Origin of the sequence: Pseudomonas sp. GD03903 (assembly GCF_029840045.1) — a bacterium.
Lineage (GTDB): Bacteria > Pseudomonadota > Gammaproteobacteria > Pseudomonadales > Pseudomonadaceae > Pseudomonas > Pseudomonas pseudonitroreducens.
This window is the reverse complement of sequence record NZ_JAOCBT010000007.1, coordinates 131,530-157,692: the sequence shown is the minus strand read 5'-3', so window position 1 is coordinate 157,692 and position 26,163 is coordinate 131,530. Positions and strand designations below refer to the sequence as shown.

Genomic DNA, 26,163 nt, shown 5'->3' with positions numbered 1-26,163 from the left:
CACCCTAACAATGGGCCTAATACTTATTGAACGGTTGCGCCCTCGCCTCCCGGGTCTAAGGTGGACTTCAGGCTCCTGCCGATATCCATGCCCAGGTGCCCTTGTGGAACCCTCCAGAGGTGCGCTCCCTTCCTCTGCGCCCCGCCCTCCATGGCGGGGCTTCTTTTTTCCTGTCGCCCTGGCACAACCCTTGCTCCGCTCCTGATACCTGCGATCCAACGGCGGATCGCACCCGACAATGGCGTCGCGGCTACTTTCCTTCGATGGCAGGTGGCGCGGCGCTTTTTTGTATTGAGAGGGTGTTCAGAGGTGGAGATGATCGACAGCACCAGCGCAGCTCCGGATAGCCTGGCCTGGGTTGCCGGGTCCGATGCCCCGGAGAAGACCGCGCTCAACCTGGGCTTCATGGCCCTCACCGACTCCGCGTCGCTGGTGGTGGCCGCCACCCAGGGCTTCGGGCAGCCCTACGGCCTGACCCTCAACCTGCAGCGCCAAAGCTCCTGGGCCGGGCTACGCGAGCGCCTGCTCAGCGGTGAACTGGACGCGGCCCAGGGTCTGTACGGGCTGATCTACGACGTGCAACTGGGCCTGGGCGGCGCCCCGGCGACCGACATGGCCGTGCTCATGGGCCTGTGCCAGAACGGCCAGTCGATCAACCTTTCCGCTCCGCTGATGCGCGACGGCGTGACCTCTGCCGAAGCACTGCAAAGCCATGTGCGCCAGAACGGTGCACAGCTGACGCTGGCCCATACCTTCCCCACCGGCACCCACGCCATGTGGCTGTTCTATTGGCTCGCCGCGCACGGTATCCACCCCCTGCAGGACGTCCGCAGCCTGGTGGTGCCGCCAGCGCAGATGGTCGAGCACCTCAGGGCCGGGCGCATCGACGGTTTCTGCGCTGGCGGCCCCTGGGGCGCGCTGGCGGTGGACCAAGGCATGGGCTTCACCCTCGCCACCAGCCAGCAGATCTGGCCGGACCACCCGGAAAAAGTGCTCGCCACTACTCGCGCGTTCGTCGAGCAATACCCCAACACCGCTCGCGCGCTGGTCATGAGCCTCCTCGATGCCAGCCGCTTCATCGAAGCCAGCACAGACAATCTGCGCAGTGCAGCGCAACTGATCAGCAACGAGGACTATGTCGACGCCCCGCTGGCCAGCATCGAGCCGCGCCTGCTCGGCCGCTATCAGGACGGCCTCGGCCACGCCTGGCAGGACGCGCACCCGCTGCGCTTCTTCAATGACGGCCAGGCCACCTATCCCTGGCTCTCCGACGGCATCTGGTTCATGACCCAGTTCCGCCGCTGGGGCCTGTTGCGCGAAGACCTCGACTACCTCGCTATCGCCCGCCAGGTCCAGCAGCTGGATCTCTACCGCGAAGCCGCCGGCGCGGTGGGTGTCAGCGTGCCGCAGGTCGAGATGCGCGCCTCGACCTTGATCGACGGCCGCCTCTGGGACGGTAGCGACCCAGCCAGTTATGCCCGCAGCTTCGAGCTGAATGCCCTGGCGGAGCGAGGTTGAGCATGCTGCGCGTCCTGCTGATCAACGACACCCCGAAGAAGGTCGGCCGTCTCAAGGCGGCCCTGGTGGAATGTGGCTTCGAGGTCATCGACGAGTCCGGCCTCACGGTCGACCTGGCGCAACGGGTGGAGGCCCTGCACCCCGATGTGATCCTCATCGACACCGAATCCCCCGGCCGCGACGTGCTGGAGCAAGTGGTGCTGGTCAGCCGCGACCAGCCGCGTCCGATCGTCATGTTCACCGACGAGCACGACCCGCAGGTGATGCGCCAGGCCATCCGCTCCGGAGTCAGCGCCTACATAGTCGAGGGCATCCAGGCACAACGCCTGCAGCCTATCCTCGATGTCGCGATGGCTCGTTTCGAGAGCGACCAGGCCCTGCGTGCGCAACTGCAGGCGCGCGAGCAGCAACTGGCCGAGCGCAAGCGCATCGAACTGGCCAAGGGGCTGCTGATGAAGATGAAAGGCTGCGCCGAGGAAGACGCCTACACCCTGATGCGGCGCCAGGCCATGGGGCGCCAGCAGAAGCTGGTGCAGGTCGCCGAACAGATCATTGCGATGCACGAGATGCTGGGGCACTGAGCGCCGACGGCCATCTGCCAGCGGCGGCCACTCGCGATCAGAACGCCAGCCTCAAGGCTGGCCCCCGCCAGGCAGATCCTTCCCTATGCTGCGCACGCCCGGCAGATGCCGGGCCACTCGTGCCCTCCGGGGCATCGCAGTGGACACTTGCGGCTAGGCGCCCCGGTGTCCACCCGACCACGCCGCGCATGCGGCCCAGCCAGGGCATCCCCATGATCGACCTCACCACCTGGAATCTCAGCGTTCCCACCGATCCGAGACCCACCGAAGTCACTACCCAGCAAATCGCCAAAGGCTATGAAAGCCGCTTTTTCCGGCGTGACGGCGGCCAGGTGGTGTTCTGGGTCCCGGTCACCGGCTCGCACACCTCCGACAGCGTATTCCCACGCAGCGAACTGCGCGAGACGACGACAGACGGAGAGGTTTCCAACTGGTACTACAACCAGGGCGACAACGAACTGCGCGTAACCATGAGCGTCCAGCAGGTGCCGTCGAAGAACAAGATCATCATCGGCCAGATCCACAGCCGCTCGCCCTATACCGGCGACGGCGAGCCCCTGGTCAAGCTGCAGTACCACTATCTGCCAACACTGCAGAGCGGGCGCCTGGAAGCCCTGGTACGCAATCACCCGGACGACAGCGCCAGTATCAATGTCCCCTTGATCGACAACATTGCCCTGGACCAGCGCTTCAACTACAGCCTGCGCGTCACCTCGGTGGGCAACCTGGCCATCCGCGTGGAGACCTCCGATGGCCGCGCCAACTACTACCGCAAGATTCTCAGCACCACCTGGTCCAAGCAGTTGCTGTACTTCAAGGCCGGCGCCTATATCAACGACAACTACGGCGACAGCAGCGAAGGCGCGCGCGTGACCGTGTACCACCTGAACATGGCGCATCGCTGAAACGCCATTCGCCGGCCCGATCAGGCGCGAGGCGGGCGCAGTGCGCGTAGAATGCACGACACGCCCGCATCACCCGCCGCATTGTCATCGAGAGCGCCCATGGCCCGCCTGAAACTGGAATTCCCCGAAGAACTCTTCATCTACACCACCAAGCTCACCGTTCGCGTCACCGATATCAACGGCGCCAACCACCTGGGCAACGACTCGATGATCTCGATGATCTCCGAGGCCCGCGCACGCTTCCTGTTCGACTACGGCATTCGCGAGACCGGCATCATCGTCACCGACCTCGCCACCACCTACCGCGCCGAAGCCCACGCCCGCGACCAGTTGCTGTTCGAGGTAGGCGTCATGGACTTCAACCAGTACGGCGGCGACATCATCTTCCGCATCACCCGCCCGGCCGACGCCACCCTGGTAGCGATGGCCAAGTCGGGCTTCGTATTCTTCGACTACCAGGTCGGCAAGGTCATGCCGATCCCCGAGGCCTTCCGCGACACCTTCCCCAACGTCAACTGGGTCGCCTGACGCTCCAGTTCGGCGCGCGCCCTCCACGGGTGCGCCCCAGGATGGCCCATCACTGATCGCAGCTCATCCGGCAACACCTTGATCTGCTGAGGTTTTACCACCTTGGCCCGCACCTTGCTCAGCAACGGGCAGTGGTAGTCAACGGCGATTACCCAACCTACGACAAAGGCGTCGCATCCAACCCCGCAACTTGCGGTGGGTGGAGCGACGCCTTTTTCGTTTGCCCCGGCGCAGGGGCCCAGCAGGACCTTTCCCGAGCCCGGCGGCTGCCAATTGAGCGCCTGACCGGAGCCCTCAACCGTTGCTGATGAGGTGTTCGATGAACACGAGTTTCTGGAAAGCCGGCCATGCGCCGACCCTCTTCGCCGCCTTCCTGTATTTCGACCTGAGCTTCATGGTCTGGTATGTCCTCGGCCCGCTGGCCGTGCAGATCGCCACCGACCTGCAACTGAGCACCCAGCAGCGCGCGCTGATGGTCGCCACGCCGATTCTCTCCGGCGCCATCCTGCGCTTCATGATGGGCCTGCTGGCCGATCGCTGGTCACCCAAGGCCGCGGGCATCCTCGGCCAGGTGATAGTCATCTGTGCGCTGTTCGGCGCCTGGCAGCTGGGTATCCACAGCCTGGAGCAGGCGCTGATCCTCGGCGTACTGCTGGGCATGGCCGGCGCCTCGTTCGCCGTGGCACTGCCGCTGGCCTCGCAATGGTATCCGCCGCAGCACCAGGGCAAGGCCATGGGCATCGCCGGCGCGGGCAACTCCGGCACGGTGCTGACCGCCCTGTTCGCTCCCGCGATTGCCGCCGCCTTTGGCTGGCAGAATGTCTTCGGCTTCGCCCTGATCCCGCTGCTGGCGACTCTTGCGGTGTTCGCCCTGCTCGCCCGCAACGCCCCACAGCGCCCACCGGCCAAGTCCCTGGCTGACTATCTGAAAGCCCTGGGCGACCGCGACAGCTGGTGGTTCATGTTCTTCTACAGCGTGACCTTCGGCGGCTTCCTCGGCCTGGCGAGCACCCTGCCCGGCTACTTCCACGATCAGTACGGGCTGGACCCGGTGCAAGCCGGCTACTACACCGCCGCCTGCGTCTTCGCCGGCAGCCTGATGCGCCCGCTGGGCGGTGCCCTGGCCGACCGCATCGGTGGCATCCGCAGCTTGCTGGTGATGTACACCGTCGCCGCGATCTGCATCGCCGCGGTGGGCTTCCACCTGCCCAGTGCAATGGCCGCGCTCAGCCTCTTCGTGGTGGCCATGCTCAGCCTGGGCGCAGGTAACGGCGCGGTGTTCCAGCTGGTGCCACAGCGCTTCCGCCAGACCATCGGCGTGATGACCGGCCTGATCGGCATGGCCGGCGGCATCGGCGGTTTCTGCCTGACGGCGGGCCTGGGCGCGATCAAGCAGGCCACCGGCGACTACCAGATTGGCCTTTGGCTGTTCGCCAGCCTCGGCGTGCTGGCCTGGTTCGGCCTGCACGCGGTGAAAGCGCGCTGGCGCACCACCTGGGGCAGCGCCGCCGTTACCGCGGCACGGGTCTGAACCATGCGCCCTTGTAGGAGCGAGCTTGCTCGCGAACCGCTTAACGCCGGAGTCGCCGGGAAATCCGTTCGCGAGGCCGATTTTGTTCCCGACAACATTCGGCATTCCCCACATCCCTGTGGGTCACAAGCTCGCTCCTACCGGTGTCGGCGATGACTTTGCGGATTTCCTTCGCCCAGGCCAGCGCCACCGGCCCGCGCGCCGAGAACCAGGACGCTCTGCGGGTCGTCACCCCGCCCGCCGGGCTGGCCGCCAGCAAGGGGCACCTGTTCGCCATCGCCGACGGCGTCAGCCACTGCGCCGACGGCGGCCTGGCCGCGCGCCTGAGCCTGCAGGCGCTGGCCGCCGACTACTACGCCACACCCGAGACCTGGGCCGTCGCCCAGGCTCTCGACCGCCTGCTGATCTCGCAGAATCGCTGGCTGCAGGCCAACGGTGGCGGCCAGCCGCTGCTCACCACCCTTACCGCACTGGTCCTGCGCGGCCGGCGCTTCACCCTCGCGCATGTCGGTGATTGCCGCCTGTACCGCTGGCATACGGGCGTTCTGGAATGCCTCACCCGGGATCATGTCTGGGAACAGCCCGGCATGCAGCACGTGCTCAAGCGCGCCCTGGGCCTGGACCAGCATCTGGTGGTGGATTATTGCGATGGCGAACTGGCAGCCGGACAGAGCTTCCTGCTGGTCAGCGACGGCATCTGGGCCGCCCTGGGTGACAGTGCCATCCGGCGCCTGCTGGAGGATGCGCAGTCCCTGCAGAGTTGTGCCGACGCCCTGGTCAGCGCCGCCCACCTGGCCGGCAGCCAGGACAACGCCAGCGCCCTGTTGCTGCGGGTGGACGAGCTACCACCGGCGAGCCTCGGCGACGCCCTCGCCCAGCTCGACCACTGGCCCGTACCATCGGCGCTACGGGACGAACAGGAGTTCGAGGGCTGGCGGGTCGCAGGCAAACTGGCCCAATCCCGCCAGTCGCTGGTCTACCGCGTGCACGACCGGCAGAATCGCCCCTGGCTGCTGAAGACCCTGCCCCCGGCGCTGCGCGATTCTCCGGAAGCCGCCCAGGCGCTGCTGCTGGAAGAATGGTTCCTGCGCCGCGTGCAGGGCCGTTACTTCCCTGAACTACACAGCCTGCCGCAGCGCCAGCACCTCTATTACGTGATGCGCGAATACCAAGGGCTGGCACTGGACGAGCAGCTGAAGCACAACGGCCCGCTGAACCTGCCCGACTGGCAGGACGTCGCCCAACGCCTGCTGCGCGGCCTGGGCCAGTTGCACCGGCGCAACATCCTGCACCGCGACATCAAGCCGGAAAACCTGCACTGGGCCGACGACGGCGAACTGCGCCTGCTGGACTTCGGCCTGGCCTACTGCCCCGGACTGTCACAGGAAGACCCGCACGACCTGCCCGGCACCCCGAGCTACCTGGCGCCGGAATCCTTCCAGGGCGCAGCGCCGGACGCCCGCCAGGACCTCTACGCGGCCGGCGTCACGCTGTACCGCCTGCTCTGCGGGCACTACCCCTACGGCGAAATCGAAGCCTTCCAGCATCCGCGCTTTGGTACAGCCGCACCGGCCAGCCGCTACCGTCCGGAGGTGCCAGCCTGGCTCGACGACTGGCTGGCAAAACTGACGGCGGCCCAGCCGCAACAACGCTTCGAGACTGCGGAGGAATGCCTGCTCGCCCTGGAACAAGGCGAGCGGCAGGCCCCGGCGCGCCCACGTCCCCTGCTGGAGCGTGAGCCGCTGCGGGTCTGGCGTGGCGTTGCCCTGGCATCCCTGACCATCAACCTCGGCCTGCTGTTCTGGCTCCTGCACCACGGCTGAGGCCGCACCAGATCGGTTCGAGGCGCCTCACCACAGTGCACGCGCCCGCGCGGAAAGCTCCGCCGGTTAGGCCGCAAGCCCGGTAAATCCGAGCTACCGACAAGTTGGCACAGCCCCTGCAACAACCCGTTCAACAATCTACAAAAGCGCGTCCCTCAACGAAGAGGTTCGCACTTCCCGATCGATCGGGACTTGGACAAAGGCGTCCTCGCTGGGTAACCGGCGGGACGCCTTTTTTGTTTTCCGTGTTTCAGCTTTGCGTGACGGAGCCCTGACATGAAAAAGCTCAAGCTCGTACTGATCGGCAACGGCATGGCCGGCGTGCGCACCCTCGAAGAACTGCTGAAGATCGCGCCCGACCTCTACGACATCACCGTATTCGGCGCCGAGCCCCATCCCAACTACAACCGCATCCTGCTCTCTCCCGTGCTGGCCGGCGAACAGGCCTTCGAAGACATCATCCTCAACGACCTCAACTGGTACAGCGAGAACGGCATCCGCCTGCTGCTCAATCGCAAGGTCACCCGCATCGACCGTCACCGCCGCAAGGTCTACGCCGAAGATGGCAGCGAAGCCGAATACGACCGCCTGCTGATCGCCACCGGCTCCAACCCCTTCATCCTGCCGGTGCCGGGCAGCCGCCTGCAGGGCGTGATCGGCTATCGCGACATCGCCGACACCCAGACCATGATCGACACCGCCGGCAACCACAGCCACGCCGTGGTCATCGGCGGCGGCCTGCTCGGCCTGGAAGCGGCGAACGGCCTCAAGCAGCGCGGCATGGACGTTACCGTGGTGCACCTCTCCGACTGGCTGCTGGAGCGCCAACTGGACCGCACCGCCGGCAAATTGCTGCAGGAAGCGCTGGAGTCGCGCGGCATCCACTTCCGCCTGAACACCCACACCGAAGAGCTGATCGACGACGGCAGCGGCCGCGTCTGCGCCATCCGCTTCAAGGACGGCGAAGTGATCGCCGCCGACCTGGTGGTGATGGCCGCTGGCATCCGCCCCAACACCGAACTGGCGGAGAAGACCGGCCTGCCCTGCAACCGCGGCATCCTGGTCAACGACACCCTGCAGACCTATGACCCGCGCATCTATGCCCTGGGCGAATGCGCCAGCCACCGCGGCATCGCCTACGGCCTGGTGGCGCCGCTGTTCGAGCAGGCCAAGGTCTGCGCCAATCACCTGGCCATGCTCGGCTTCGCCCGCTACCAGGGCTCGGTGACCTCCACCAAGCTCAAGGTCACCGGCATCGACCTGTTCTCCGCCGGCCAGTTCATGGGCGGCGAAGGCACCGAGACCATCACCCTCTCCGACCCCATCGGCGGCGTGTACAAGAAGCTGGTGATCAAGGACGACGTGCTGGTCGGCGCCTGTCTTTACGGCGATACCGCCGACGGTGGCTGGTACTTCCGGCAGATCCGCGAGAACCACAACGTCTCCGAAATCCGCGATCACCTGATGTTCGGCGAGAGCAGCATTGGCGACGTCGGCCACCAGGGCCAGAGCAGCGCGGCAAACATGCCCGACAGCGCCGAAGTCTGCGGCTGCAACGGCGTGTGCAAGGGCACCATCGTCAAGGCGATCCAGGAGAACGGCCTGTTCAGCGTCGACGAGGTGAAGAAGCACACCAAGGCCGCCAGTTCCTGCGGCTCCTGCGCCGGCCTGGTGGAGCAGATCCTGATCAGCACCGTGGGCGGCGCAGCGGACGTGAAGCCCAAGAGCGAGAAAGCCATCTGCGGCTGCAGCGATCTCAACCACGGCCAGGTGCGCCAGGCGATTCGCGACCATCACCTGGTCACCCTGGGCAGTGCCATGCGCTTCATGGACTGGCGCACCGCGGACGGCTGCGCCACCTGCCGCCCGGCGCTGAACTACTACCTGATCTCCACCTGGCCGGGCGAAGCCAAGGACGACCCACAGTCGCGCCTGATCAACGAACGCGCCCACGCCAACATCCAGAAGGACGGCACTTACTCGGTAGTCCCGCGCATGTGGGGCGGCGTCACCAACGCCGCCGAACTGCGGCGTATCGCCGACGTTGCCGACAAGTACCAGGTGCCCATGGTCAAGGTCACCGGCGGCCAGCGCATCGACCTGCTGGGCGTGAAAAAGGACGATCTTCCGGCCATCTGGAAGGAGCTGGACATGCCCTCCGGCCACGCCTACGGCAAGTCCATCCGCACCGTGAAAACCTGCGTCGGCAGCGAGTTCTGCCGCTTCGGCACGCAGAACTCGACGCAGTTGGGTATCGACCTCGAGCACGACCTGTTCAACATGTGGTCGCCACACAAGGTCAAGCTGGCCGTCTCCGGCTGCCCGCGCAACTGCGCCGAGGCCGGCATCAAGGACATCGGCATCATCGGCGTGGATTCGGGCTGGGAGCTGTACATCGGCGGCAACGGCGGGATCAAGACCGAAGTGGCGGAGTTCTTCGTCAAGCTCAAGACCTCCGATGAAGTCCGCGAGTACAGCGGAGCCTTCCTCCAGCTCTACCGCGAGGAAGCCTTCTACCTCGAACGCACCGTGCACTACCTGCAACGGGTCGGCATGGAGCGCATCAGGAAAGCCGTGCTGGAAGATGCGGAGAACCGCCAGGCACTCAACGCGCGACTGCAGTTCTCCCTGTCGCTGGAACAGGACCCATGGCAGGAGCGCATCGCCCAGCAGCCGCTGAAGAAGGAATTCGAACGGATTCCCCTCAAGCAGCTGGAACCCGCCTGAGCGCCCGCCGGGCCCCGCCATCGGGGCCCTTACTACCCGATTGCCGGAGACACCCCATGAACTGGTTCGACATCTGCGCCCTGGACGACATCAACCCGCTGGGCTCGCGAATCATCGCCGGCCCCAAGGGCGACATCGCGATCTTCCGCACCTCAGAGGACGAGGTCTTTGCCCTCGACGACCGCTGTCCACACAAGGGCGGCCCGCTGTCCCAGGGGCTGATCTACGGCAAGCGCGTGGCCTGCCCGCTGCATAACTGGCAGATCGAACTGGCCAGCGGCGAAGCCGTGGCCCCCGACCAGGGCTGCGCCCATCGCCACGAGGTGAAGGTTGCGGATGGCCGGGTGCTGCTGGCCCTGCGCGACAACCTCGCCCGCTGCGTTTGATTCCCCCTGCTTCCGATTCAGAGCGAGGCTGCGCCATGCCCCACAACCGTCGCACCACCGCCTCCACCTGCTGCTACTGCGGCGTCGGCTGCGGTGTACTGATCGAGCACGACGACGAGCGCATCCTGGGTGTGCAGGGCGACCCGCAGCATCCGGCCAACTTCGGTCGCCTGTGCAGCAAGGGTTCGACCCTGCACCTCACGGGCGATGAAGATGCCCGCGCGCAGTTCCCGGAGCTGCGCCTGGGTAAGGGTCTGGCGCGTAGCCGTACAGACTGGGATACCGCACTGGAGCATGCCGCCAGCGTCTTCGCCGAGACCATTCGCGAGCACGGCCCGGACAGCGTGGTCTTCTATGTCTCCGGTCAGTTGCTGACCGAGGACTACTACGCCTTCAACAAGCTGGCCCGCGCCCTGGTCGGCACCAACAACATCGACAGCAATTCGCGCCTGTGCATGTCCTCGGCGGTGGTCGGCTACAAGCGCAGCCTCGGCGCCGACGCCCCGCCCTGCAGCTATGAAGACATCGAGCTGGCCGACTGCGTGATGATCGCCGGCAGCAACATGGCCTACGCCCATCCGGTGCTCTTCCGCCGGCTGGAAGAGGCCCGCGCGCGGTGCCCGGAGAAGAAGTTGATCGTCATCGACCCGCGCGTAACCGACACCGCGGAACAAGCCGACCTGCACCTGGCGATCCTGCCTGGAACCGACGTCGCGCTGTTCCACGGCATCCTGCACATCCTGCTCTGGGAAGGCTGGATCGACCGCGCCTTCATCGATGCCCACACCGAAGGGCTGGACGAGCTCAAGGCGATGGTGCGCGACTACGGCCCGCTGGCCGTGGCGGAAGTCTGCGGTATCAGCGTCGATGACCTGCAACGCGCCGCTCAATGGATCGGCCAGGCGCCATCCTTCCTGTCGCTCTGGTGCATGGGCCTCAACCAGTCCACTGCCGGCAGCGCGAAGAACAGCGCGCTGATCAACCTGCACCTGGCCACCGGGCAGATCGGCCGGCCTGGCGCCGGCCCCTTCTCCCTCACTGGCCAGCCCAACGCCATGGGCGGCCGTGAGACCGGCAGCCTGTCCAACCTGCTGCCCGGCCACCGCGACGCCTCGAACGCCGAGCACCGCGCCCAGGTCGCTGAATACTGGGGTGTCGAGCAACTGCCGGAGAGCACCGGCCTGAGCGCCATCGAACTCTTCGACGCGGTCCGTGATGGGCACATCAAGGCCCTGTGGATCGCCTGCACCAACCCGGCACAATCGCTGCCGGACCAGACCCGCGTGCGCGAAGCGCTGGCCGCCTGCCCCTTCGTCATCGTCCAGGAAGCCTTCACCACCAGCGAGACCTGCCAGTACGCCGACCTGCTGCTGCCGGCCGCCAGTTGGGGCGAAAAGGAAGGCACGGTGACCAACTCCGAGCGCCGCATCAGCCACGTGCGCCAAGCCATTCCTGCCATCGGCGAAGCACGGTCGGACTGGAGCATCGTCTGCGACTTCGCCCGCCGCCTGGAGCAACGCCTGCGCCCCGGCCAACCCAGCCTGTTCGACTTTGATTCGCCGGCCGAGCTGTTCGATGAATACAAGCTGCTGACCCGTGGGCGCGACCTCGACCTCTCCGGTATCGGCTACGCACTGCTGGACACCCGCGGTCCGCAGCAATGGCCATTTCGCTGCGGCGCGGTAGAGGGCACCGAGCGCCTGTATGGCGACGGACAATTCCCCACCGCCAATGGCCGCGCCCGACTGATCGCCGAGCCCTACCGCGCAGCGAAGGAAAAGCGCGATGCACGCTATCCGCTGATCCTCAACACTGGCCGCCTGCGCGATCAGTGGCACGGCATGACTCGTACCGGTACCGCGCCGCAACTGTTCGGCCATGTCGAAGAAGCTGTTCTCAGCCTGCATCCGAATGAACTGCGCCGTCGGCGCATCAGCGACGGCCAACTGGTACGCCTGCACAGCCGCCGTGGCGAATTGGTGCTGCCGGTACAAGCCGACGACCGACTGCGTCCCGGCCAGGCCTTCCTGCCGATGCACTGGGGCGACCGGTTCCTCAAGGGGCTGGGGATCAACGTGCTGACGCTGCCTGCCGTAGACCCACTGTCACGCCAACCCGAACTGAAGCACGCCACCGTGGAAGTCAGCCGCATCGAATTGCCCTGGCAGTTCTTCGCCCTGGTGGAAGGCGACGTGCAGAAGCGCTTCGACACACTGCGCCCGTTGTTCGAGGAGCTGCGTTACGCCAGCTTCAGTCCGACCGGTCGCGACCGCCCCGCATTGGTGATCAGGGCAGCCCACAGCGAGGCACCGAGTGCTGAGTGGTTGAATCGCATCGATTCCCTGCTCGATCTCGGCGAAGGGCCGGTCATGGCCTACGACGACCCGCGTCGTACCGTCGGCAAGCGCGTGCGTATCGAACAATCGCGAATCGTCTCGCTGCGCCTGGCCGGCGAAACCTCCGCCCGCGCCTGGCTCCGCGAGCTATGGAAGGAAGGCCGCGCTGACCAGGAGCTGCGCCGCTGGCTGCTCGCCCCGCTCAGCGCCGCCCCTGGCAAGGCCGGCGCGGCGGCGGACAAGACCCTCTGCAACTGCCTGAACGTCAGCCAGAGCCGCGTACAAGCCGGCATCGACCAGGGTCTGGACCTGGAAGGACTCAAATGCGAACTCAAGTGCGGGACTGCCTGCGGTTCCTGCGTACCGGAAATCAAGCGCCTGCTGGCCTGCAAGCCGCTCGCGGCGAGCGCCTGAACCAAGCCGCGAAGACGGCAGCCTGAGGAGAACAACATGAGTGGAAAAGTCTGGCTGATCGGCGCCGGTCCGGGCGACCCGGAAATGCTGACCCTGAAGGCCGTGCGCGCCATGGCACAGGCCGATGTGGTGCTGATAGACGACCTGGTGAATCCCGCCGTGCTGGAGCACTGCCCAACTGCACGGGTGATTTCCGTCGGCAAGCGCGGCGGCTGCCGCTCCACGCCACAGGACTTCATCCATCGCCTGATGCTGCGCTACGCAAGCCAGGGGCGCCGCGTGGCACGCCTGAAAGGCGGCGACCCGTGCATCTTCGGTCGCGGCGGCGAAGAGGCCGACTGGCTCGCCGCGCAGGGCATCGAATGCGAGCTGGTCAACGGCATCACCGCCGGGCTGGCAGCCGCCACCCAGTGCGGTATCTCCGTAACCCTGCGTGGCGTCAGCCGAGGCGTGACCCTGGTAACCGCGCACACTCAGGACGACAGCCCGCTGAACTGGCGCGGCCTGGTGGAAGGCGGAACGACCCTGGTGGTGTACATGGGGGTGGCAAAACTGGCGGATGTCCACAAGGGCCTGCTTGACGGCGGCATGGCGGCTTGTACGCCAGTGGCGATGATCGAGAACGCCTCCCTGCCCGCCCAGCGCGAGTACCGAAGCCGGTTGGCCGACATGCTTGACGATGCCCGGCGCATCGCCCTGAAGAGCCCGGCAATCCTGGTGATCGGCGAAGTCGTAGGCGCTGCACAGCAAGCGATGCTGGCCCGCACTGCCTGAATCTGACTTTTCTGCAGGCAAAGAAAAACCCGGCCTAGGCCGGGTTTTTCTCGTCAGCTCAGACCAATTACTTGGCTTGGGCTTCCACTTCGGCTTCTACGCGGCGGTTAACAGCGCGGCCTTCGGCGGTTGCGTTGTCAGCAACCGGACGGGACTCACCGTAACCAACAGCGTTTACGCGACCGCCTTCAACACCGTACTCGTTGACCAGTACGTCACGAACGGCGTTGGCACGACGCTCGGACAGCTTCTGGTTGTAGGCGTCGGTGCCGACGGAGTCGGTGTGGCCTTCAACGGTGGTGGAGGTGGACGGGTACTGCTTCATGAAGTCAGCCAGGTTTTTGATGTCAGCGTAGCTGTTCTCTTTAACCTTGGACTTGTCGAAGTCGAACTTCACGTCCAGCTGTACGCGAACGACTTCGGCAACAGCCGGGCAGCCGTTGGCATCAACGGTGACGTTGGCCGGGGTGTTCGGGCACTTGTCGACGTTGTCGCAGACGCCGTCGTTGTCGGAGTCGGAGCAGACTTCAGCAACCGGCTCGGGAGCCGGGGCCGGCTTGGCGCCGCCGCCGAAGTTCATGCCGACGCCCAGGCCAGCCATCCACTCGCCCTGGTGACCGTTGTCACGCTTCTCCAGGCCGTACTGGCCATCGAGGCTGGCTTTGGCGTAGAAGTTCTCGGTGAAGTAGTACTTCAGACCGGTACCGACCATGGCCATGGTCAGGTTCTGACGACCACCGTTGTCGGAGTTGATGTTGGTCAGGCTCTGGTGGCCGATACCTGCGGAAACGTACGGACGCAGGTTGCCAGCACCCGGAGTGCCGAAGTGGTAGATGGCGTCCAGAGTGCTCAGGTTGCCATGGACCTTCTTGTTGCCGGTCTCGTAGGTGCCACGTACGTCGTGGTACTCACCGTAGGACAGAGCCAGCTCGACGTCGTCGGTCAGGAAGTAACCAACCGAGCCGCCGTACAGGTCCGCGTTCTTCATGTTGCGGGTGCTGTCGGTGAAGTAGCGCTTGCCGAATGCTTCGACTTCGACGGCGCCCTGGCCTTGAGCGAACGCATTGACAGCGGCAGTGGCGATCAGCGAGCCAACTACAACGCCTAAGGTGTTCTTCAGTTTCATCCGTTAAATCCCCATCTTGGTGGTCAATAAGTTGTCCTAACCATAGGCCGTACAACTTGGGTGGCAAGTTTATCAGAACTTGCCAAACAGAGAGACAATATTTCCCGGACTAAGATTCCGTCACATTCGAAAACTTTTCTCTCATTCGATCGAGTGCACGTTTGTAGCGCATCTTCGTGGCGCTAAGCCCCATGTGCATGATGTCGGCGATTTCCTGGAACTCCAGTTCCGCAACAAATCGAAGCACGAGGATTTCCCGATCAATGGGATTGACATGAACTAGCCAGCGGTCTAGTCCACCTCGCTCTTCGACTTTCGGGGCCTTCTCTTCAGAAGCTTCCTCGACTGGATCCAGACTCAGCGCATCGAGCAATCTGCGTTTGCGCCGCTCCTTCCGATACTGGGTAATGCACTCGTTGTAAGTGATGCTGTACAGCCAGGTCTTGAACTTCGACTTCCCCTCGAAGTTCTTCAGACCATACAGCACCTTGAGCATGACCTCTTGACACACATCATCGGCGTCCCGGTCGTTGCCCAGGTAGCGCGCACAGACGTTGAACAGCGTGCGCTGGTAACGGCGCATCAGCTCTTCGTAGGCCCGTGTCACGTGGTAAAGCTCCTCGTGAGAACGCTCCACCAGCTCCTCGTCGGTGAGTTGGCGCGGGTCATAGCGCAAGGACAGTGATTGCGGCGTGTTCAAGTCGGGTCGGGCCAGGTCAAGTCAGCGTCCGGCACGGCTTTCGGGAAGCCGTACCGGCAATCGGTCATCATCTTCAGCGACTGGTTACACGCTGATCGAGCAGGATGCGGTTGGCGATCGACACCAGCTCACCCTCGTCTGTCAGCAGGATAGTCTTGATGGTACCAATTTCCTCGATGATGCCTTCGACATCCGCGACTTTCACCTGTTGTCCGACCTGATACAGCTCTCGCACGTAAATGCCTGCAATGATCTGCCCCGCCACTTCGCGGCTACCCAGGCCCAGGGCAAGCGCCGCGGCCAGGCCGATCGTGATCAGCACGATGGCAATGATGTAGTTCAGCAGGTCGGTCTTGATTTCGAGCTGGCCGATGGCCACGGAAATGCTGACGATGATCACCAGCCACTGGGCAACACGCCCCAGGCCGCTGGCATAGTCGAGACCGAAACCGTCGGCGGCGCCGCGCACCAGGCTGTTGGCCAACTGGGCCAGCAGTACGCCGACAATCAGCACCAGGGCCGCGCCAAAGACCTTCGGCAGGTAGAGCGCCAACGCATCGAGGGAGGTCGAGACCCGCGGCAGGCCCAGGGTATCCACGGCGGACACGAGGAATACCAGGAGCACGAACCAGTACATGATCTTGCCGATCAGGGTCGAAACCGGAACCTGGATGCCTGCCCGCGACAGCAGCTTGGTCAGCCCGGTGCCACCCATCAGGCGGTCGAGGCCGAGCTTGGCAAGCAGCTTGGACAGCAGCGCATCCAGCAGCTTGGCGACGACAAAGCCGAGCAGCACGATCACCAGGGCGGCAAGCAGGTTCGGAATGAACGCGGCCAGCTTGCCCCACAGGGTGTTCATGGCGGTCAGCAGGCTCTGCGTCCAGATGTCGATTTGCATGTTCAGTCGGCCTTGTCAGCGGAAGGGGCGGAATTCTGCGCGCGGCGCGAAACCGGTGCAAGATGCAGGGCTCCACGGCTCACGCCAATGGTCAGCGCTTCGAACCAGTGCCCGACCAGGCTGAACAGATCGCCCGCACCCACCTGCCGGTTGGCGGTTTTCAGGACGCGATCCAGACGCGAGTCATCACCCGGCTGTTCCGGGGGCATGCGCAGCAGGTCGCGCAGGGATTCTTCAAATGGATCGTGCATACGCACCTCGCCTGTGTGAGGTGCTTGACGCCCCCACCACCTCAAAAGTCACACCTAGAGCCAACGCAGGCGGCGGAAGACCCACCACTGGAAAGCCACTATTGCGAGGATCACCACGCATGCCACGGCGAAGCCGTAAGGTGCGCTGGAGCCCGGAATACCGCCGACATTGATGCCCAGAAGACCAGTCACGAAGCTCATGGGCAGGAAAAAGCCGGTGATGATACCAAGCAGGTACATGGTGCGGTTCATCCGCTCGGTAATTCGACGATGTTCGGCTTCCTGGATCAGGCTGATGCGCTCGCGCACCAGTTCCAGCTCTTCCAGGTTGCGAGTCAGGCGGTTGTACAACTCGTTCCAGTAATCGGCATCGTCGGCAACCGTCCAGGCGGCCTTGAACCTGACCATCTGCGAGTAGATTTCCCGCTGCGGTGCCAGATAGCGGCGCAGGCCTGCGGCACGTCGCCGCAAGGTCCGCAACTGGTGCTGGTCGGGAATGCTGCGCTCGTCCTCCTCGATAGCCTCCTCCATGGCGTCAAGCTGGTCGGCGAGCCCACCAATCAGGGTATCGACGCGGTCGGTGAGGTAATGGGCAAGGTACAGCACGACTTCCGAGGCGGTCTTCGGACCACGTCCGGCGTCGAGGTCGGCCCGCAGGTCCGCCACAGCCTTGAGCGGGCGCAGGCGCAGCGAGATGACCCGCTGCGATTCGGCATAGACGCGCAGGGAAACCATGTCCTCGGGCACCGCCCCGGGGTTCAGGTTGACCCCGCGCAGGAACAGCAGCAGGCGCTCGCCACCCAGATCCACCAGGCGCGGGCGGGTCGCCTCCTCCAGCAACAGGTCACAGGCAAATTCGTTCAAGCCGCTCAATTCGCGCAACCAGGCCTGGGCTTCGGGCACACCACGATCCCAGTGCACCCAGAGGCTCTCCTCGGGCTTGAGATCCAGCAACGGCAGTTCGCTACGGGTGATCCGCCGGCCACCGCCGTGACCATCCAGTACGAAACCGTCGATCAGTCCGCGTTCCGTGCCGCTTTCGTACTGCTGCATGCCCTTTTTTCCTTCGCTCCAGATCGCTATCGCGAGGCCTCATGAAAAATGCCGGAAGCTTTCGCTTCCGGCATTGACTCGAACTCTTGCTGAAAGGTTCGAATTATTCCGGCATTTTCAACGCTTTAGGAGAAACGATGATGCCGTTGTTATCGGCATAGACGAACTCGCCCGGGCGGAAGGTGATACCGCCGAAGGTCACGGCCACGTTGAGATCGCCGATGCCGCGCTTGTCGGTCTTCATCGGATGGCTGGCCAGCGCCTGCACGCCCAGATCGGTCTGCGCGATCACATCGACGTCACGGATGCAGCCGTACACCACGATGCCTTCCCAGCCGCTCCTGGCAGCCTTCTCGGCCAGCATGTCGCCCAGCAGCGCGCGGCGCAGCGAGCCGCCGCCATCCACCACCAGCACCTTGCCCTTGCCGTCCTTCTCGACCTGCTCCTTGACCAGCGAGTTGTCCTCGAAGCACTTGATGGTGACGATCTCGCCACCGAAGGAGTCCCGTCCGCCGAAGTTGCTGAACATCGGCTCGACGACCTGGACCAGCTCCGGGTAGGCATCGCACAGATCGGGGGTGACGTAATGCATGGAAAACGCTCCTCTTGATGAAATCCGGCCGGCTTCAGGCCTGGATGTGACCGAAAGCCGCAATGGCGTCACAGTCTACTCCCTGCCACGCCAAGCTCAAGCCTGGGCCAGAGCGCCCTGCTCCGCTGGCAACCCACCGTGCTCCAGCCAGTGTTGCAGGCTTGGCCAGACTTCGCGCTGGGCGCCCTTGCTGATGAGCATCTCGACGTGGCCGAAATCCTCGGAGAAGCCCTGCCGCCGCCCCAGGTGCAGGTACTCGCGGACCTCGGAACCGAACTGCTCCAGCAGCATGCGACAGGCCCAGGCCGGATCCTGGATATCGCCATCGGACGCCACCGCCAGCACCGGTACGCGGACATTCTGCAGACCACCCCACCAGTCATTGCCCTTTTCGCCGAAGCGGCCGAACAGGCTGTACCAGCGCAGGGTTTCCAGGGCGAGCCCCAGCGGCTCATCCTCAGGCCCACGCTTGAGCCGCGAACCCGACAGGCCGCCCATGCGCTTGAGCAGGAAGCGCCCGCCCCAGGCAACCGGCGGCAACTTCAGCGGCCAGTAGGTGCGACTGATCTGACTGCCACATAGGGCAACGCTGGCCACCTCGGCTTCTTCGAGATAGCCGCCGCCAAGTGCCGCCGCAAGGGTGATGCCACCCAGGGAATGACCGATCCAGTGTGGTGCCTGACCACTCTGCTCGACCACGAAGCGTGCGAGGGCCGGCAGGTCGAAGCGAGCGTAGTCGGCGACACGATTGCGGTCGTAGTCCTGGTTGCGCAACGACAGTCCGTGGCCGCGCATTTCTGGAATCCACACGTCGAAACCGGCGCGCGCCAGATAGGCGCCCAGGCCGATGCCCTTCGGCGAATACCAGAAGCGACGATTGGAGAAACTGCCGTGCAACAGGATCACCGGCACGCCACGCCGGCCTTCGGAGCGGCCAAGGCGGGTCACTGCCAGCTCGACGCTGGTGTCCGGGCTGTTGTTCGGCTTGAGGCGGTAAACATCCTCGGTGAGGTCACCGCGCAATTCGGCGCTCACGAGCGCGACAGGAAAGAGTTGACTGCTGCTTTGCATGGAATCGCTTGCACAAAAAAGGGCGGGTGAAATCACCCGCCCTTCTCAGGATGGTAAAGGAAACGTCAGGACTGACCTTCAGCGAGGAAGAACCAGGTATCGAGGACCGAGTCGGGGTTCAGCGATACGCTCTCGATGCCCTGTTCCATCAGCCACTTGGCGAGGTCCGGATGATCCGACGGGCCCTGGCCGCAGATGCCGATGTACTTGCCGGCACGGTTGCACGCCTGGATGGCGTTGGACAGCAGCTTCTTCACGGCCGGGTTACGCTCGTCGAACAGGTGCGCAACGATGCCCGAGTCACGGTCCAGCCCCAGGGTCAGCTGGGTCAGGTCGTTGGAGCCGATGGAGAAGCCGTCGAAGAACTCGAGGAACTCATCCGCCAACAAGGCGTTGGACGGCAACTCGCACATCATGATGACGCGCAGGCCGTTCTCGCCACGCTTGAGACCGTTGGTGGCCAGCAGGTCGACGACCTGGGAGGCTTCGCCCAGGGTACGGACGAACGGCACCATCAGCTCGACGTTGGTCAGGCCCATTTCGTTGCGGACCTTCTTCATCGCGCGGCATTCGAGCTCGAAGCAGTCACGGAAGGATTCGCTGATGTAGCGCGAGGCGCCACGGAAGCCGAGCATCGGGTTCTCTTCTTCCGGCTCGTAGAGCTTGCCGCCGATCAGGTTGGCGTATTCGTTGGACTTGAAGTCCGACAGGCGCACGATGACCTTCTTCGGCCAGAAGGCAGCGGCCAGGGTGCTGACGCCCTCGACCAGCTTCTCGACGTAGAAGCCGACCGGATCGTCGTAACCGGCGATACGCTTCTCGACGCTTTCCTTGATGTCCGCCGGCAGGCTGGCGAAGTTCAGCAGGGCCTTGGGATGCACGCCGATCATGCGGTTGATGATGAATTCGAGGCGGGCCAGGCCCACGCCTTCGTTCGGCAGCTGCGCGAAGTCGAAGGCACGGTCGGGGTTGCCGACGTTCATCATGATCTTGAACGGCAGCTCGGGCATGGCGTCGACCGAGTTCTGGCGGACGTCGAAGCCCAGTTCGCCTTCGTAGATCAGACCGGTGTCGCCTTCGGCGCAGGACACGGTCACACGCTGGCCATCTTTCAGCGCCTGGGTGGCGTTGCCACAGCCGACGACAGCCGGGATACCCAGTTCACGGGCGATGATCGCAGCGTGGCAGGTACGGCCGCCACGGTTGGTGACGATGGCGCTGGCGCGCTTCATCACTGGTTCCCAGTCCGGATCGGTCATGTCGGAGACCAGTACGTCGCCCGGCTGGACCTTGTCCATCTCGGAAACGTCGTGGATCACCTTCACCGGACCTGCGCCAATGCGCTGGCCGATGGCTCGGCCCTCGACCAGGACCTTGCCTTTTTCCTTGAGCAGGTAGCGCTCCATCACGTTGGCGCTGGAACGGCTCTTCACGGTTTCCGGGCGGGCCTGCACGATGTACAGCTTGCCGTCGTCACCGTCCTTGGCCCATTCGATGTCCATCGGACGCTGGTAGTGTTTCTCGATGATCAGAGCCTGCTTGGCCAGTTCGATCACCTCGGCGTCGGACAGGGCGAAGCGAGCGCGATCGGCCTTCTCCACATCGACCACCTTGACCGATTTGCCGGCCTTGGCTTCGTCGCCGTAGATCATCTTGATGGCCTTGCTGCCCAGGTTGCGACGCAGGATGGCCGGACGGCCGGCTTCCAGGGTCGGCTTGTGGACGTAGAACTCGTCGGGGTTCACCGCGCCCTGCACCACGGTCTCGCCGAGGCCGTAGGCACCGGTGATGAACACCACGTCACGGAAACCGGATTCGGTATCCAGGGTGAACATTACCCCGGCAGTACCGGTTTCCGAGCGAACCATGCGCTGCACACCGGCGGACAGGGCGACCAGTTTGTGGTCGAAGCCCTGGTGCACGCGGTAGGCAATGGCACGGTCGTTGAAGAGGGAGGCGAAGACTTCCTTGGCCGCGCGGATCACGTTGTCCACGCCGCGGATGTTCAGGAAGGTCTCCTGCTGGCCGGCGAAGGAAGCATCCGGCAGGTCTTCGGCGGTGGCGGAGGAACGCACGGCCACGGCCATGTTGTCGTTGCTGCCGGCCATCTCGGCAAAGGCCTTGCGAATCTCGGCGTCGAGACGCTCGGGGAACTCGGCGTCCATCACCCACTGGCGGATCTGTGCGCCGGTCTTGGCCAGGGCATTGACGTCGTCCACGTCGAGGGCATCGAGGGCCGCGTGGATGCGATCGTTCAGGCCGCTCTGCTCGAGGAAGTCACGGTAGGCCTGGGCGGTAGTGGCGAAGCCACCCGGTACGGAAACGCCGGCACCGGCGAGGTTGCTGATCATTTCGCCCAGGGATGCGTTCTTGCCCCCCACATGTTCGACATCGTGGACGCCGAGCTTATCGAGGGAAACTACGTACTCTACCAAGGTGATCTCTCCACTAAGTGTTGGAAAAGGTCATACAAGTCGGTGCGGCCCCACCCTGTCTGGCCGGAGCCGGAAAAATGGGTGAGAATGCCCCGGCAAAGGGCCTTGCAAACGCGGGGCCTATCATAACCAGGATTCGATCCTACCTATAAGGCCCGCAGCGCACATGAAACGAACTGCATTCTTCATTTCCGACGGCACCGGCATCACTGCCGAAACCCTCGGCCAGAGCCTTCTGGCGCAGTTCGAGAACATCAATTTCACCAAACTGACACGACCTTACATCGATACCGAAGAAAAGGCGCGCGTCATGGTACAGCAAATCAACCGGGCTGCGGAGGCGGACGGGGCAAGGCCAATCATCTTCGATACCATCGTCAATCGTGAGATCCGTTCGGTCCTTGCGCAATCCAACGGTTTCATGATTGACATCTTCTCGACCTTTTTGTCCCCGCTCGAGCAAGAATTATCCTCAGACTCGTCGTATTCCGTCGGAAAATCCCACAGCATCGGCCATAACCCGCACTACATGGAGCGGATCGATGCGGTGAACTTCGCCCTCGACAACGACGACGGCGCCCGCACCCACTACTACGACAAGGCCGACCTGATCCTGGTCGGCGTCTCGCGCTGCGGCAAGACGCCCACCTGCCTCTATATGGCCCTGCAATACGGCATTCGCGCGGCCAACTACCCGCTGACCGAAGAGGACATGGAGCGCCTGCAGCTGCCCAATGCGCTCAAGCCCTACAAGCACAAGCTGTTCGGCCTGACCATCGACCCGGACCGGCTCACCGCGATCCGCCACGAACGCAAGCCCAACAGCCGCTACGCCAGCTTCGCCCAGTGCGAGTTCGAAGTTCGCGAGGTGGAAAACCTGTTCCGCCGCGAGAACATCGCCTACATCAATTCCACGCATTTCTCGGTGGAGGAGATCTCCGCGAAGATCCTCGTGGAAAAAGGCGTCGAGCGCCGCCTGAAGTAACTGTCCGGGCTTTCCCCTACCTTCCTGCAGCGGCCGGTCCTCCCGGCCGTTGATCTTTCGGCAGCTTCTCGCCGCTGCGCCTATCATTCTCCAGACCCACGATTTGCCCATGACCCAGGTCATGGGGCGGGCATTCCACTGCAACGGCACAGGAGAGCGCCATGCGAGGATGTCAGTATCTGGTTCTGGCCTTATTGCTGGCGCTGTCGGGTTGTGATTCGGACGAACCGCCCAACGCCCAAAAGGCCACCCCAAGCCCACCAGCCGCCCCCCAGCCCGCCGCTGTGCCAGCGCCGCCACCGGCCCCGGCCCCGACGGCCGCGCCCGCACAACCGGCGACGCCAGCACCGGCTGCGCCCGAGCAACAGTCCCAGGCGGTGTTCAGCAACGAGCAACTGGACCAGATGCTCGCGCCTCTGGCTCTGTATCCCGATTCCCTGCTGGCGCAGGTGCTGATGGCGACCACCTATCCCGGCAATGTCGCCGACGCGGCAGCATGGTCGAAGGCGCACCCTAAAGTCAGTGGCGATGACGCCGTCACGCAGGTGGCAGATCAGCCATGGGACCCGAGCGTGCAATCGCTGGTCGCCTTCCCGTTGGTACTGGCCACGCTGGGCCAGGATCCCGCTTGGGTCCAGCGGGTCGGCGATGCTTTCCTGGCCCAGCCGGACGCCGTGATGGATTCCATCCAGCGCCTGCGCCGCCAGGCCCAGGCCGCCGGCAACCTGAGCTCCAACGAACAGCAGACCGTTACGCTGAAGCCGGCCGCAGCGGCGCCCGCACAGCCTTCCTCAGGCAGCACCGTGGTCACTCAGCAACCTGCACCGGCGCAGACGATCGTCATCGAGCCGGCCAATCCGCAGGTGGTCTACGTGCCCAGCTACAACCCCACGCAGGTTTATGGCACCTGGGCCTACCCGTCCAGTCCGCCGGTCTACTACCCGCCGCCGCCGGAATACCCCGTCGCTACCGCACTGGCCAGCGGCCTGGCATTCGGCGCGGGCGTCGCCATCGTCGGCTCGCTCTGGGGCGACTGCGACTGGGACGACCACGAGATCGACGTGGACGTGGAGCACTACAACAACTTCAACAGCAACCGGAACGTCAACCGCAACGTGAATCGCGAGTTCAGCCAGAACATCAATGGCAACCGTGCGGCCTGGCGCCATGACCCGACCTACCGCAACGGCGTGCCCTACCGCGACGCTCGCAGCCGTGAGCAGTACAACCGACGGCTGGCGGGCGGCGAACAACGCGAAGCGATGCGCGGCTTCGACTCGGCCAAGGCGCAGGAGCGCTCCCGCGCCCGGGAAAGCCTGGCACAGCGCGGCATCGCCCCGGCAGCGAACAACCAGCAGGCGCGCGAGCGCGCCCAGGCGGCGACCCGCGACCTGCGCGACAACCCGCAAGCGCTCCAGCGCGCACAACAGGCCAACCGCGAACCACGCGACGCCAATCAGGCCCGCGAGCGCGCGCAGAACGCCACTCGTGAGCTGAAGAGCAATCCTGAAAACCGGCAGCGGGCGCAGAACGCCATGCAGAACCGCAGCAACCCGGCACAGCAACGACCCCGGGCGCAGAACAACCAGCAGATCCGCGAACAGGCCCGTCAACAGCACGCCAGGAGCCAGGCGCCACGCAACAATGCCTTTGCCGGCGCCAGCAACCCGAGGCAAACCCGCGAGATCGCCAACCGCGGGCAAGCCAGTCGCGCCGCTGCCAGCCGCCCGCAGGCCGCCCGCGCCGGCCATACCGTACAACGCCCTGCCCGCGCGCCTCGTGGCGGCGGACGCCGATAGGAGACGAGCCATGCCCATCGCCTCGCGCCTGCTGGCGCTCGCCCTCCTCGCCGCCCTGCCCGCCAGCCTGCTGGCCCAGGAAAGCTTCCCCACCCCCGACGCAGCCGCCGACGCCTTCATCGCCGCGCTTGGCAGCGAAAAGGCCGACCCCGAACGCCTCGCTGCGCTGCTGGGCAAGGACTGGCAGAGTTACATTCCGACTGCTGGCATCGATCGGGACGAAGTGGATGCCTTCCTCGCCCACTACAAGGACAAACACCAGATCGAGAAGGACAACCCCCACCTCGCCCATCTGGTCGTCGGCAACGACCCGTGGACCCTGCCCCTGCCGATCGTCCACGAGAAGAACGGCTGGGCCTTCAATGCCAAGGCCGGCGGCGAGGAAATCCGCATTCGCCGCATCGGCCGCAACGAAGAGTCGACCCTGGAAGCCGTGCAGGCGTACCACGATGCGCAGATGGATTACGCCGAAGTGGATCGCAACGGCGACGGCGTCCTGGAATACGCGCAGAAGTTCGTCAGCAGCGACGGGCAGCATGACGGGCTGTACTGGCCGGAGGAGGAAGGCGGAGAGGAAAGTCCGCTCGGTCCGCTGTTCGGCGACGAACTGCCCGGCGACGGCTGGCACGGCTACCACTACCGCATCCTTACCGCCCAGGGCCCCTCGGCGCCCGGCGGCGCCTACGACTACCGGATCGGCGGCAGGATGACCCGTGGTTTCGCGCTGGTCGCCTGGCCGGTGAAGTACGGCGACAGCGGCGTCATGAGCTTCATGATCAGCCACGATGGCGAGATCTTCTCCAAGAACCTCGGCCCGGAGAGCGACAGGATCGCCAAGAAGATGACCCGCTTCGACCCGGACAGCAGCTGGACCGAGGTCTCCGCGGAGCAGGAAAAACCCTGAGTGACTGAACCCGTCCGACCGCCCCGCGGTCGGACGGGTTCAGGAACAGCCGCCGCTCGCACCGGGTCCGGCGGGTGCGCCCAGGCCTGTCATGCGCCTGAAACAAATAGCCTGCCAACGCGCCAACCGACTGTCGCCAGCGAAAAACCACATGATAGAATTCGGCGCGCTATTGCCTGGCGTCACCAGGCCTCGCCGGTCGGCATGCCGGCCACAGCCATCTGGGGTGACGACCGCGGCGTTTCTTTTCAAGGCTTTGCGGCCACTCACTCATCAAGGCCCATGAGACTCAAGCCCACTGCCCTGCTCCTCTTCCTGAGCATCCTCCTGCTTCCTGGCATCAGCGCCGCTGCCGGCAAGACCGTCTATGGCCTGAACGAATACGCCCGGATCAACGACCCGGACATCGAACTGGCCGCCAAGCTCGACACCGGCGCCAAGACCGCCTCTCTAAGCGCCCGCGACATCAAGCGTTTCAAGCGCGATGGCGAGACCTGGGTGCGCTTCTATCTGGCCACCGACACCGCCGACAGCCAGCCGATCGAAAAACCCCTGGCGCGCATCAGCAAGATCAAGCGCCGCCACGGCGACTACGACCCCGACGAAGGCAAGGCCTATACCGCGCGCCCGGTGATCGAACTGGAGCTGTGCATGGGCAAGGCCCTGCGCACCATCGAAGTGAACCTTACCGACCGCAGCGCCTTCCAATACCCGCTTCTGATCGGCTCCGACGCGCTCAAGCGTTTCGGCGCCCTGGTCGACCCGAGCCTGAAATACGCTGCCGGCAAGCCCGGCTGCCAACCCGTAGCGAAACCTGCCGAGTAAT

At 64.6% G+C, this 26,163-nt stretch carries 22 protein-coding genes; 14 read left to right on the top strand and 8 right to left on the bottom strand.

All coding sequences use genetic code 11. From position 1 onward, the window contains the following. The first annotated feature begins 315 nt into the window (after window positions 1-315). From N5C91_RS13510 to cobA, 10 genes are all read left to right on the top strand, one after another. Window positions 316-1,518, top strand: a complete 1,203-nt coding sequence (locus N5C91_RS13510; RefSeq protein ID WP_279830102.1) for a CmpA/NrtA family ABC transporter substrate-binding protein — start codon at window positions 316-318, stop codon at window positions 1,516-1,518. 2 nt (window positions 1,519-1,520) lie between these two features. After that, a complete protein-coding gene (locus N5C91_RS13505) occupies window positions 1,521-2,099 on the top strand; it encodes an ANTAR domain-containing protein (protein WP_236175179.1) in 579 nt (192 codons plus the stop codon). A 212-nt stretch (window positions 2,100-2,311) separates the two neighbouring features. Further along, window positions 2,312-3,004 carry a polysaccharide lyase family 7 protein gene (locus N5C91_RS13500; RefSeq protein WP_236199741.1) on the top strand — a complete coding sequence of 231 codons (693 nt, stop codon included), beginning with the start codon at window positions 2,312-2,314 and terminating at the stop codon, window positions 3,002-3,004. A gap of 99 nt (window positions 3,005-3,103) precedes the next feature. Then, window positions 3,104-3,532 carry a thioesterase family protein gene (locus N5C91_RS13495; RefSeq protein ID WP_236175181.1) on the top strand — a complete coding sequence of 143 codons (429 nt, stop codon included), beginning with the start codon at window positions 3,104-3,106 and terminating at the stop codon, window positions 3,530-3,532. A 319-nt stretch (window positions 3,533-3,851) separates the two neighbouring features. Then, window positions 3,852-5,063 carry a NarK/NasA family nitrate transporter gene (locus N5C91_RS13490; protein WP_279830101.1) on the top strand — a complete coding sequence of 404 codons (1,212 nt, stop codon included), beginning with the start codon at window positions 3,852-3,854 and terminating at the stop codon, window positions 5,061-5,063. A gap of 152 nt (window positions 5,064-5,215) precedes the next feature. Then, complete coding sequence (locus N5C91_RS13485) at window positions 5,216-6,886, top strand: bifunctional protein-serine/threonine kinase/phosphatase (protein ID WP_279830100.1); 1,671 nt, start codon at window positions 5,216-5,218, stop codon at window positions 6,884-6,886. Window positions 6,887-7,162: 276 nt separating this feature from the next. Then, on the top strand, window positions 7,163-9,613 hold the full coding sequence (gene nirB, locus N5C91_RS13480) for a nitrite reductase large subunit NirB (protein ID WP_236175184.1): 2,451 nt from the start codon (window positions 7,163-7,165) through the stop codon (window positions 9,611-9,613). A 56-nt stretch (window positions 9,614-9,669) separates the two neighbouring features. After that, window positions 9,670-9,999, top strand: a complete 330-nt coding sequence (gene nirD, locus N5C91_RS13475) for a nitrite reductase small subunit NirD (protein WP_279830099.1) — start codon at window positions 9,670-9,672, stop codon at window positions 9,997-9,999. Between the two features lie 35 nt (window positions 10,000-10,034). Next, complete coding sequence (locus tag N5C91_RS13470; protein WP_279830098.1) at window positions 10,035-12,749, top strand: nitrate reductase; 2,715 nt, start codon at window positions 10,035-10,037, stop codon at window positions 12,747-12,749. Window positions 12,750-12,785: 36 nt separating this feature from the next. After that, window positions 12,786-13,523, top strand: a complete 738-nt coding sequence (gene cobA, locus N5C91_RS13465; protein ID WP_279830097.1) for a uroporphyrinogen-III C-methyltransferase — start codon at window positions 12,786-12,788, stop codon at window positions 13,521-13,523. A 67-nt stretch (window positions 13,524-13,590) separates the two neighbouring features. Here cobA and N5C91_RS13460 read toward each other — a convergent pair whose 3' ends face one another. The 8 genes from N5C91_RS13460 to ppsA form a co-directional block, all read right to left on the bottom strand. After that, window positions 13,591-14,649 (bottom strand): OmpA family protein, encoded by a 1,059-nt coding sequence (locus tag N5C91_RS13460; RefSeq protein ID WP_236175188.1) that lies wholly within the window; start codon window positions 14,647-14,649, stop codon window positions 13,591-13,593. Between the two features lie 109 nt (window positions 14,650-14,758). After that, window positions 14,759-15,349 (bottom strand): RNA polymerase sigma factor SigX, encoded by a 591-nt coding sequence (gene sigX, locus N5C91_RS13455; RefSeq protein ID WP_236175189.1) that lies wholly within the window; start codon window positions 15,347-15,349, stop codon window positions 14,759-14,761. 73 nt (window positions 15,350-15,422) lie between these two features. Continuing rightward, window positions 15,423-16,247: a mechanosensitive ion channel domain-containing protein gene (locus tag N5C91_RS13450; RefSeq protein WP_236175190.1), complete on the bottom strand. Its 825-nt coding sequence runs from the start codon at window positions 16,245-16,247 to the stop codon at window positions 15,423-15,425. A 2-nt stretch (window positions 16,248-16,249) separates the two neighbouring features. Continuing rightward, window positions 16,250-16,498, bottom strand: coding sequence for a CrfX protein (locus tag N5C91_RS13445; RefSeq protein WP_236175191.1), 249 nt, complete (start codon window positions 16,496-16,498; stop codon window positions 16,250-16,252). A gap of 54 nt (window positions 16,499-16,552) precedes the next feature. After that, on the bottom strand, window positions 16,553-17,551 hold the full coding sequence (locus N5C91_RS13440) for a zinc transporter ZntB (protein ID WP_279830096.1): 999 nt from the start codon (window positions 17,549-17,551) through the stop codon (window positions 16,553-16,555). 103 nt (window positions 17,552-17,654) lie between these two features. Continuing rightward, window positions 17,655-18,143 (bottom strand): ribonuclease E activity regulator RraA, encoded by a 489-nt coding sequence (gene rraA / locus N5C91_RS13435; RefSeq protein WP_279830095.1) that lies wholly within the window; start codon window positions 18,141-18,143, stop codon window positions 17,655-17,657. Window positions 18,144-18,239: 96 nt separating this feature from the next. Further along, window positions 18,240-19,214 (bottom strand): alpha/beta fold hydrolase, encoded by a 975-nt coding sequence (locus N5C91_RS13430; RefSeq protein ID WP_236199732.1) that lies wholly within the window; start codon window positions 19,212-19,214, stop codon window positions 18,240-18,242. 65 nt (window positions 19,215-19,279) lie between these two features. Continuing rightward, window positions 19,280-21,649 carry a phosphoenolpyruvate synthase gene (gene ppsA / locus N5C91_RS13425; protein WP_236175195.1) on the bottom strand — a complete coding sequence of 790 codons (2,370 nt, stop codon included), beginning with the start codon at window positions 21,647-21,649 and terminating at the stop codon, window positions 19,280-19,282. Between the two features lie 166 nt (window positions 21,650-21,815). On the opposite strand from ppsA, the gene N5C91_RS13420 reads away from it, so the two are divergent. The 4 genes from N5C91_RS13420 to N5C91_RS13405 all read left to right on the top strand — a co-directional run bounded on the left by N5C91_RS13420 (window position 21,816) and on the right by N5C91_RS13405 (window position 26,162). Continuing rightward, window positions 21,816-22,634 carry a pyruvate, water dikinase regulatory protein gene (locus N5C91_RS13420; protein ID WP_017516884.1) on the top strand — a complete coding sequence of 273 codons (819 nt, stop codon included), beginning with the start codon at window positions 21,816-21,818 and terminating at the stop codon, window positions 22,632-22,634. Between the two features lie 161 nt (window positions 22,635-22,795). Further along, window positions 22,796-24,433 (top strand): DUF3300 domain-containing protein, encoded by a 1,638-nt coding sequence (locus tag N5C91_RS13415; protein ID WP_279830094.1) that lies wholly within the window; start codon window positions 22,796-22,798, stop codon window positions 24,431-24,433. A 10-nt stretch (window positions 24,434-24,443) separates the two neighbouring features. Then, entirely contained in the window at window positions 24,444-25,337 is an 894-nt protein-coding gene (locus tag N5C91_RS13410; RefSeq protein WP_236174475.1) for a DUF2950 domain-containing protein, read from the top strand. A gap of 282 nt (window positions 25,338-25,619) precedes the next feature. After that, window positions 25,620-26,162 (top strand): ATP-dependent zinc protease, encoded by a 543-nt coding sequence (locus N5C91_RS13405; protein WP_236174476.1) that lies wholly within the window; start codon window positions 25,620-25,622, stop codon window positions 26,160-26,162. Window position 26,163: the final 1 nt, after the last annotated feature.

Excerpts from the sequence above, each read along its gene's own strand:
- rraA (WP_279830095.1), bottom strand. The coding sequence starts at position 18,143 with ATGCATTACGTCACCCCCGATCTGTGCGATGCCTACCCGGAGCTGGTC.
- N5C91_RS13430 (WP_236199732.1), bottom strand. The coding sequence starts at position 19,214 with ATGCAAAGCAGCAGTCAACTCTTTCCTGTCGCGCTCGTGAGCGCCGAA.
- N5C91_RS13405 (WP_236174476.1), top strand. The coding sequence starts at position 25,620 with ATGAGACTCAAGCCCACTGCCCTGCTCCTCTTCCTGAGCATCCTCCTG.
- N5C91_RS13500 (WP_236199741.1), top strand. The coding sequence starts at position 2,312 with ATGATCGACCTCACCACCTGGAATCTCAGCGTTCCCACCGATCCGAGA.
- N5C91_RS13440 (WP_279830096.1), bottom strand. The coding sequence starts at position 17,551 with ATGCAGCAGTACGAAAGCGGCACGGAACGCGGACTGATCGACGGTTTC.
- N5C91_RS13490 (WP_279830101.1), top strand. The coding sequence starts at position 3,852 with ATGAACACGAGTTTCTGGAAAGCCGGCCATGCGCCGACCCTCTTCGCC.
- N5C91_RS13510 (WP_279830102.1), top strand. The coding sequence starts at position 316 with ATGATCGACAGCACCAGCGCAGCTCCGGATAGCCTGGCCTGGGTTGCC.
- N5C91_RS13445 (WP_236175191.1), bottom strand. The coding sequence starts at position 16,498 with ATGCACGATCCATTTGAAGAATCCCTGCGCGACCTGCTGCGCATGCCC.
- nirB (WP_236175184.1), top strand. The coding sequence starts at position 7,163 with ATGAAAAAGCTCAAGCTCGTACTGATCGGCAACGGCATGGCCGGCGTG.
- N5C91_RS13415 (WP_279830094.1), top strand. The coding sequence starts at position 22,796 with ATGCGAGGATGTCAGTATCTGGTTCTGGCCTTATTGCTGGCGCTGTCG.
- nirD (WP_279830099.1), top strand. The coding sequence starts at position 9,670 with ATGAACTGGTTCGACATCTGCGCCCTGGACGACATCAACCCGCTGGGC.
- N5C91_RS13420 (WP_017516884.1), top strand. The coding sequence starts at position 21,816 with ATGAAACGAACTGCATTCTTCATTTCCGACGGCACCGGCATCACTGCC.
- N5C91_RS13470 (WP_279830098.1), top strand. The coding sequence starts at position 10,035 with ATGCCCCACAACCGTCGCACCACCGCCTCCACCTGCTGCTACTGCGGC.
- N5C91_RS13505 (WP_236175179.1), top strand. The coding sequence starts at position 1,521 with ATGCTGCGCGTCCTGCTGATCAACGACACCCCGAAGAAGGTCGGCCGT.
- N5C91_RS13495 (WP_236175181.1), top strand. The coding sequence starts at position 3,104 with ATGGCCCGCCTGAAACTGGAATTCCCCGAAGAACTCTTCATCTACACC.
- N5C91_RS13450 (WP_236175190.1), bottom strand. The coding sequence starts at position 16,247 with ATGCAAATCGACATCTGGACGCAGAGCCTGCTGACCGCCATGAACACC.
- N5C91_RS13410 (WP_236174475.1), top strand. The coding sequence starts at position 24,444 with ATGCCCATCGCCTCGCGCCTGCTGGCGCTCGCCCTCCTCGCCGCCCTG.
- N5C91_RS13485 (WP_279830100.1), top strand. The coding sequence starts at position 5,216 with ATGACTTTGCGGATTTCCTTCGCCCAGGCCAGCGCCACCGGCCCGCGC.
- N5C91_RS13460 (WP_236175188.1), bottom strand. The coding sequence starts at position 14,649 with ATGAAACTGAAGAACACCTTAGGCGTTGTAGTTGGCTCGCTGATCGCC.
- cobA (WP_279830097.1), top strand. The coding sequence starts at position 12,786 with ATGAGTGGAAAAGTCTGGCTGATCGGCGCCGGTCCGGGCGACCCGGAA.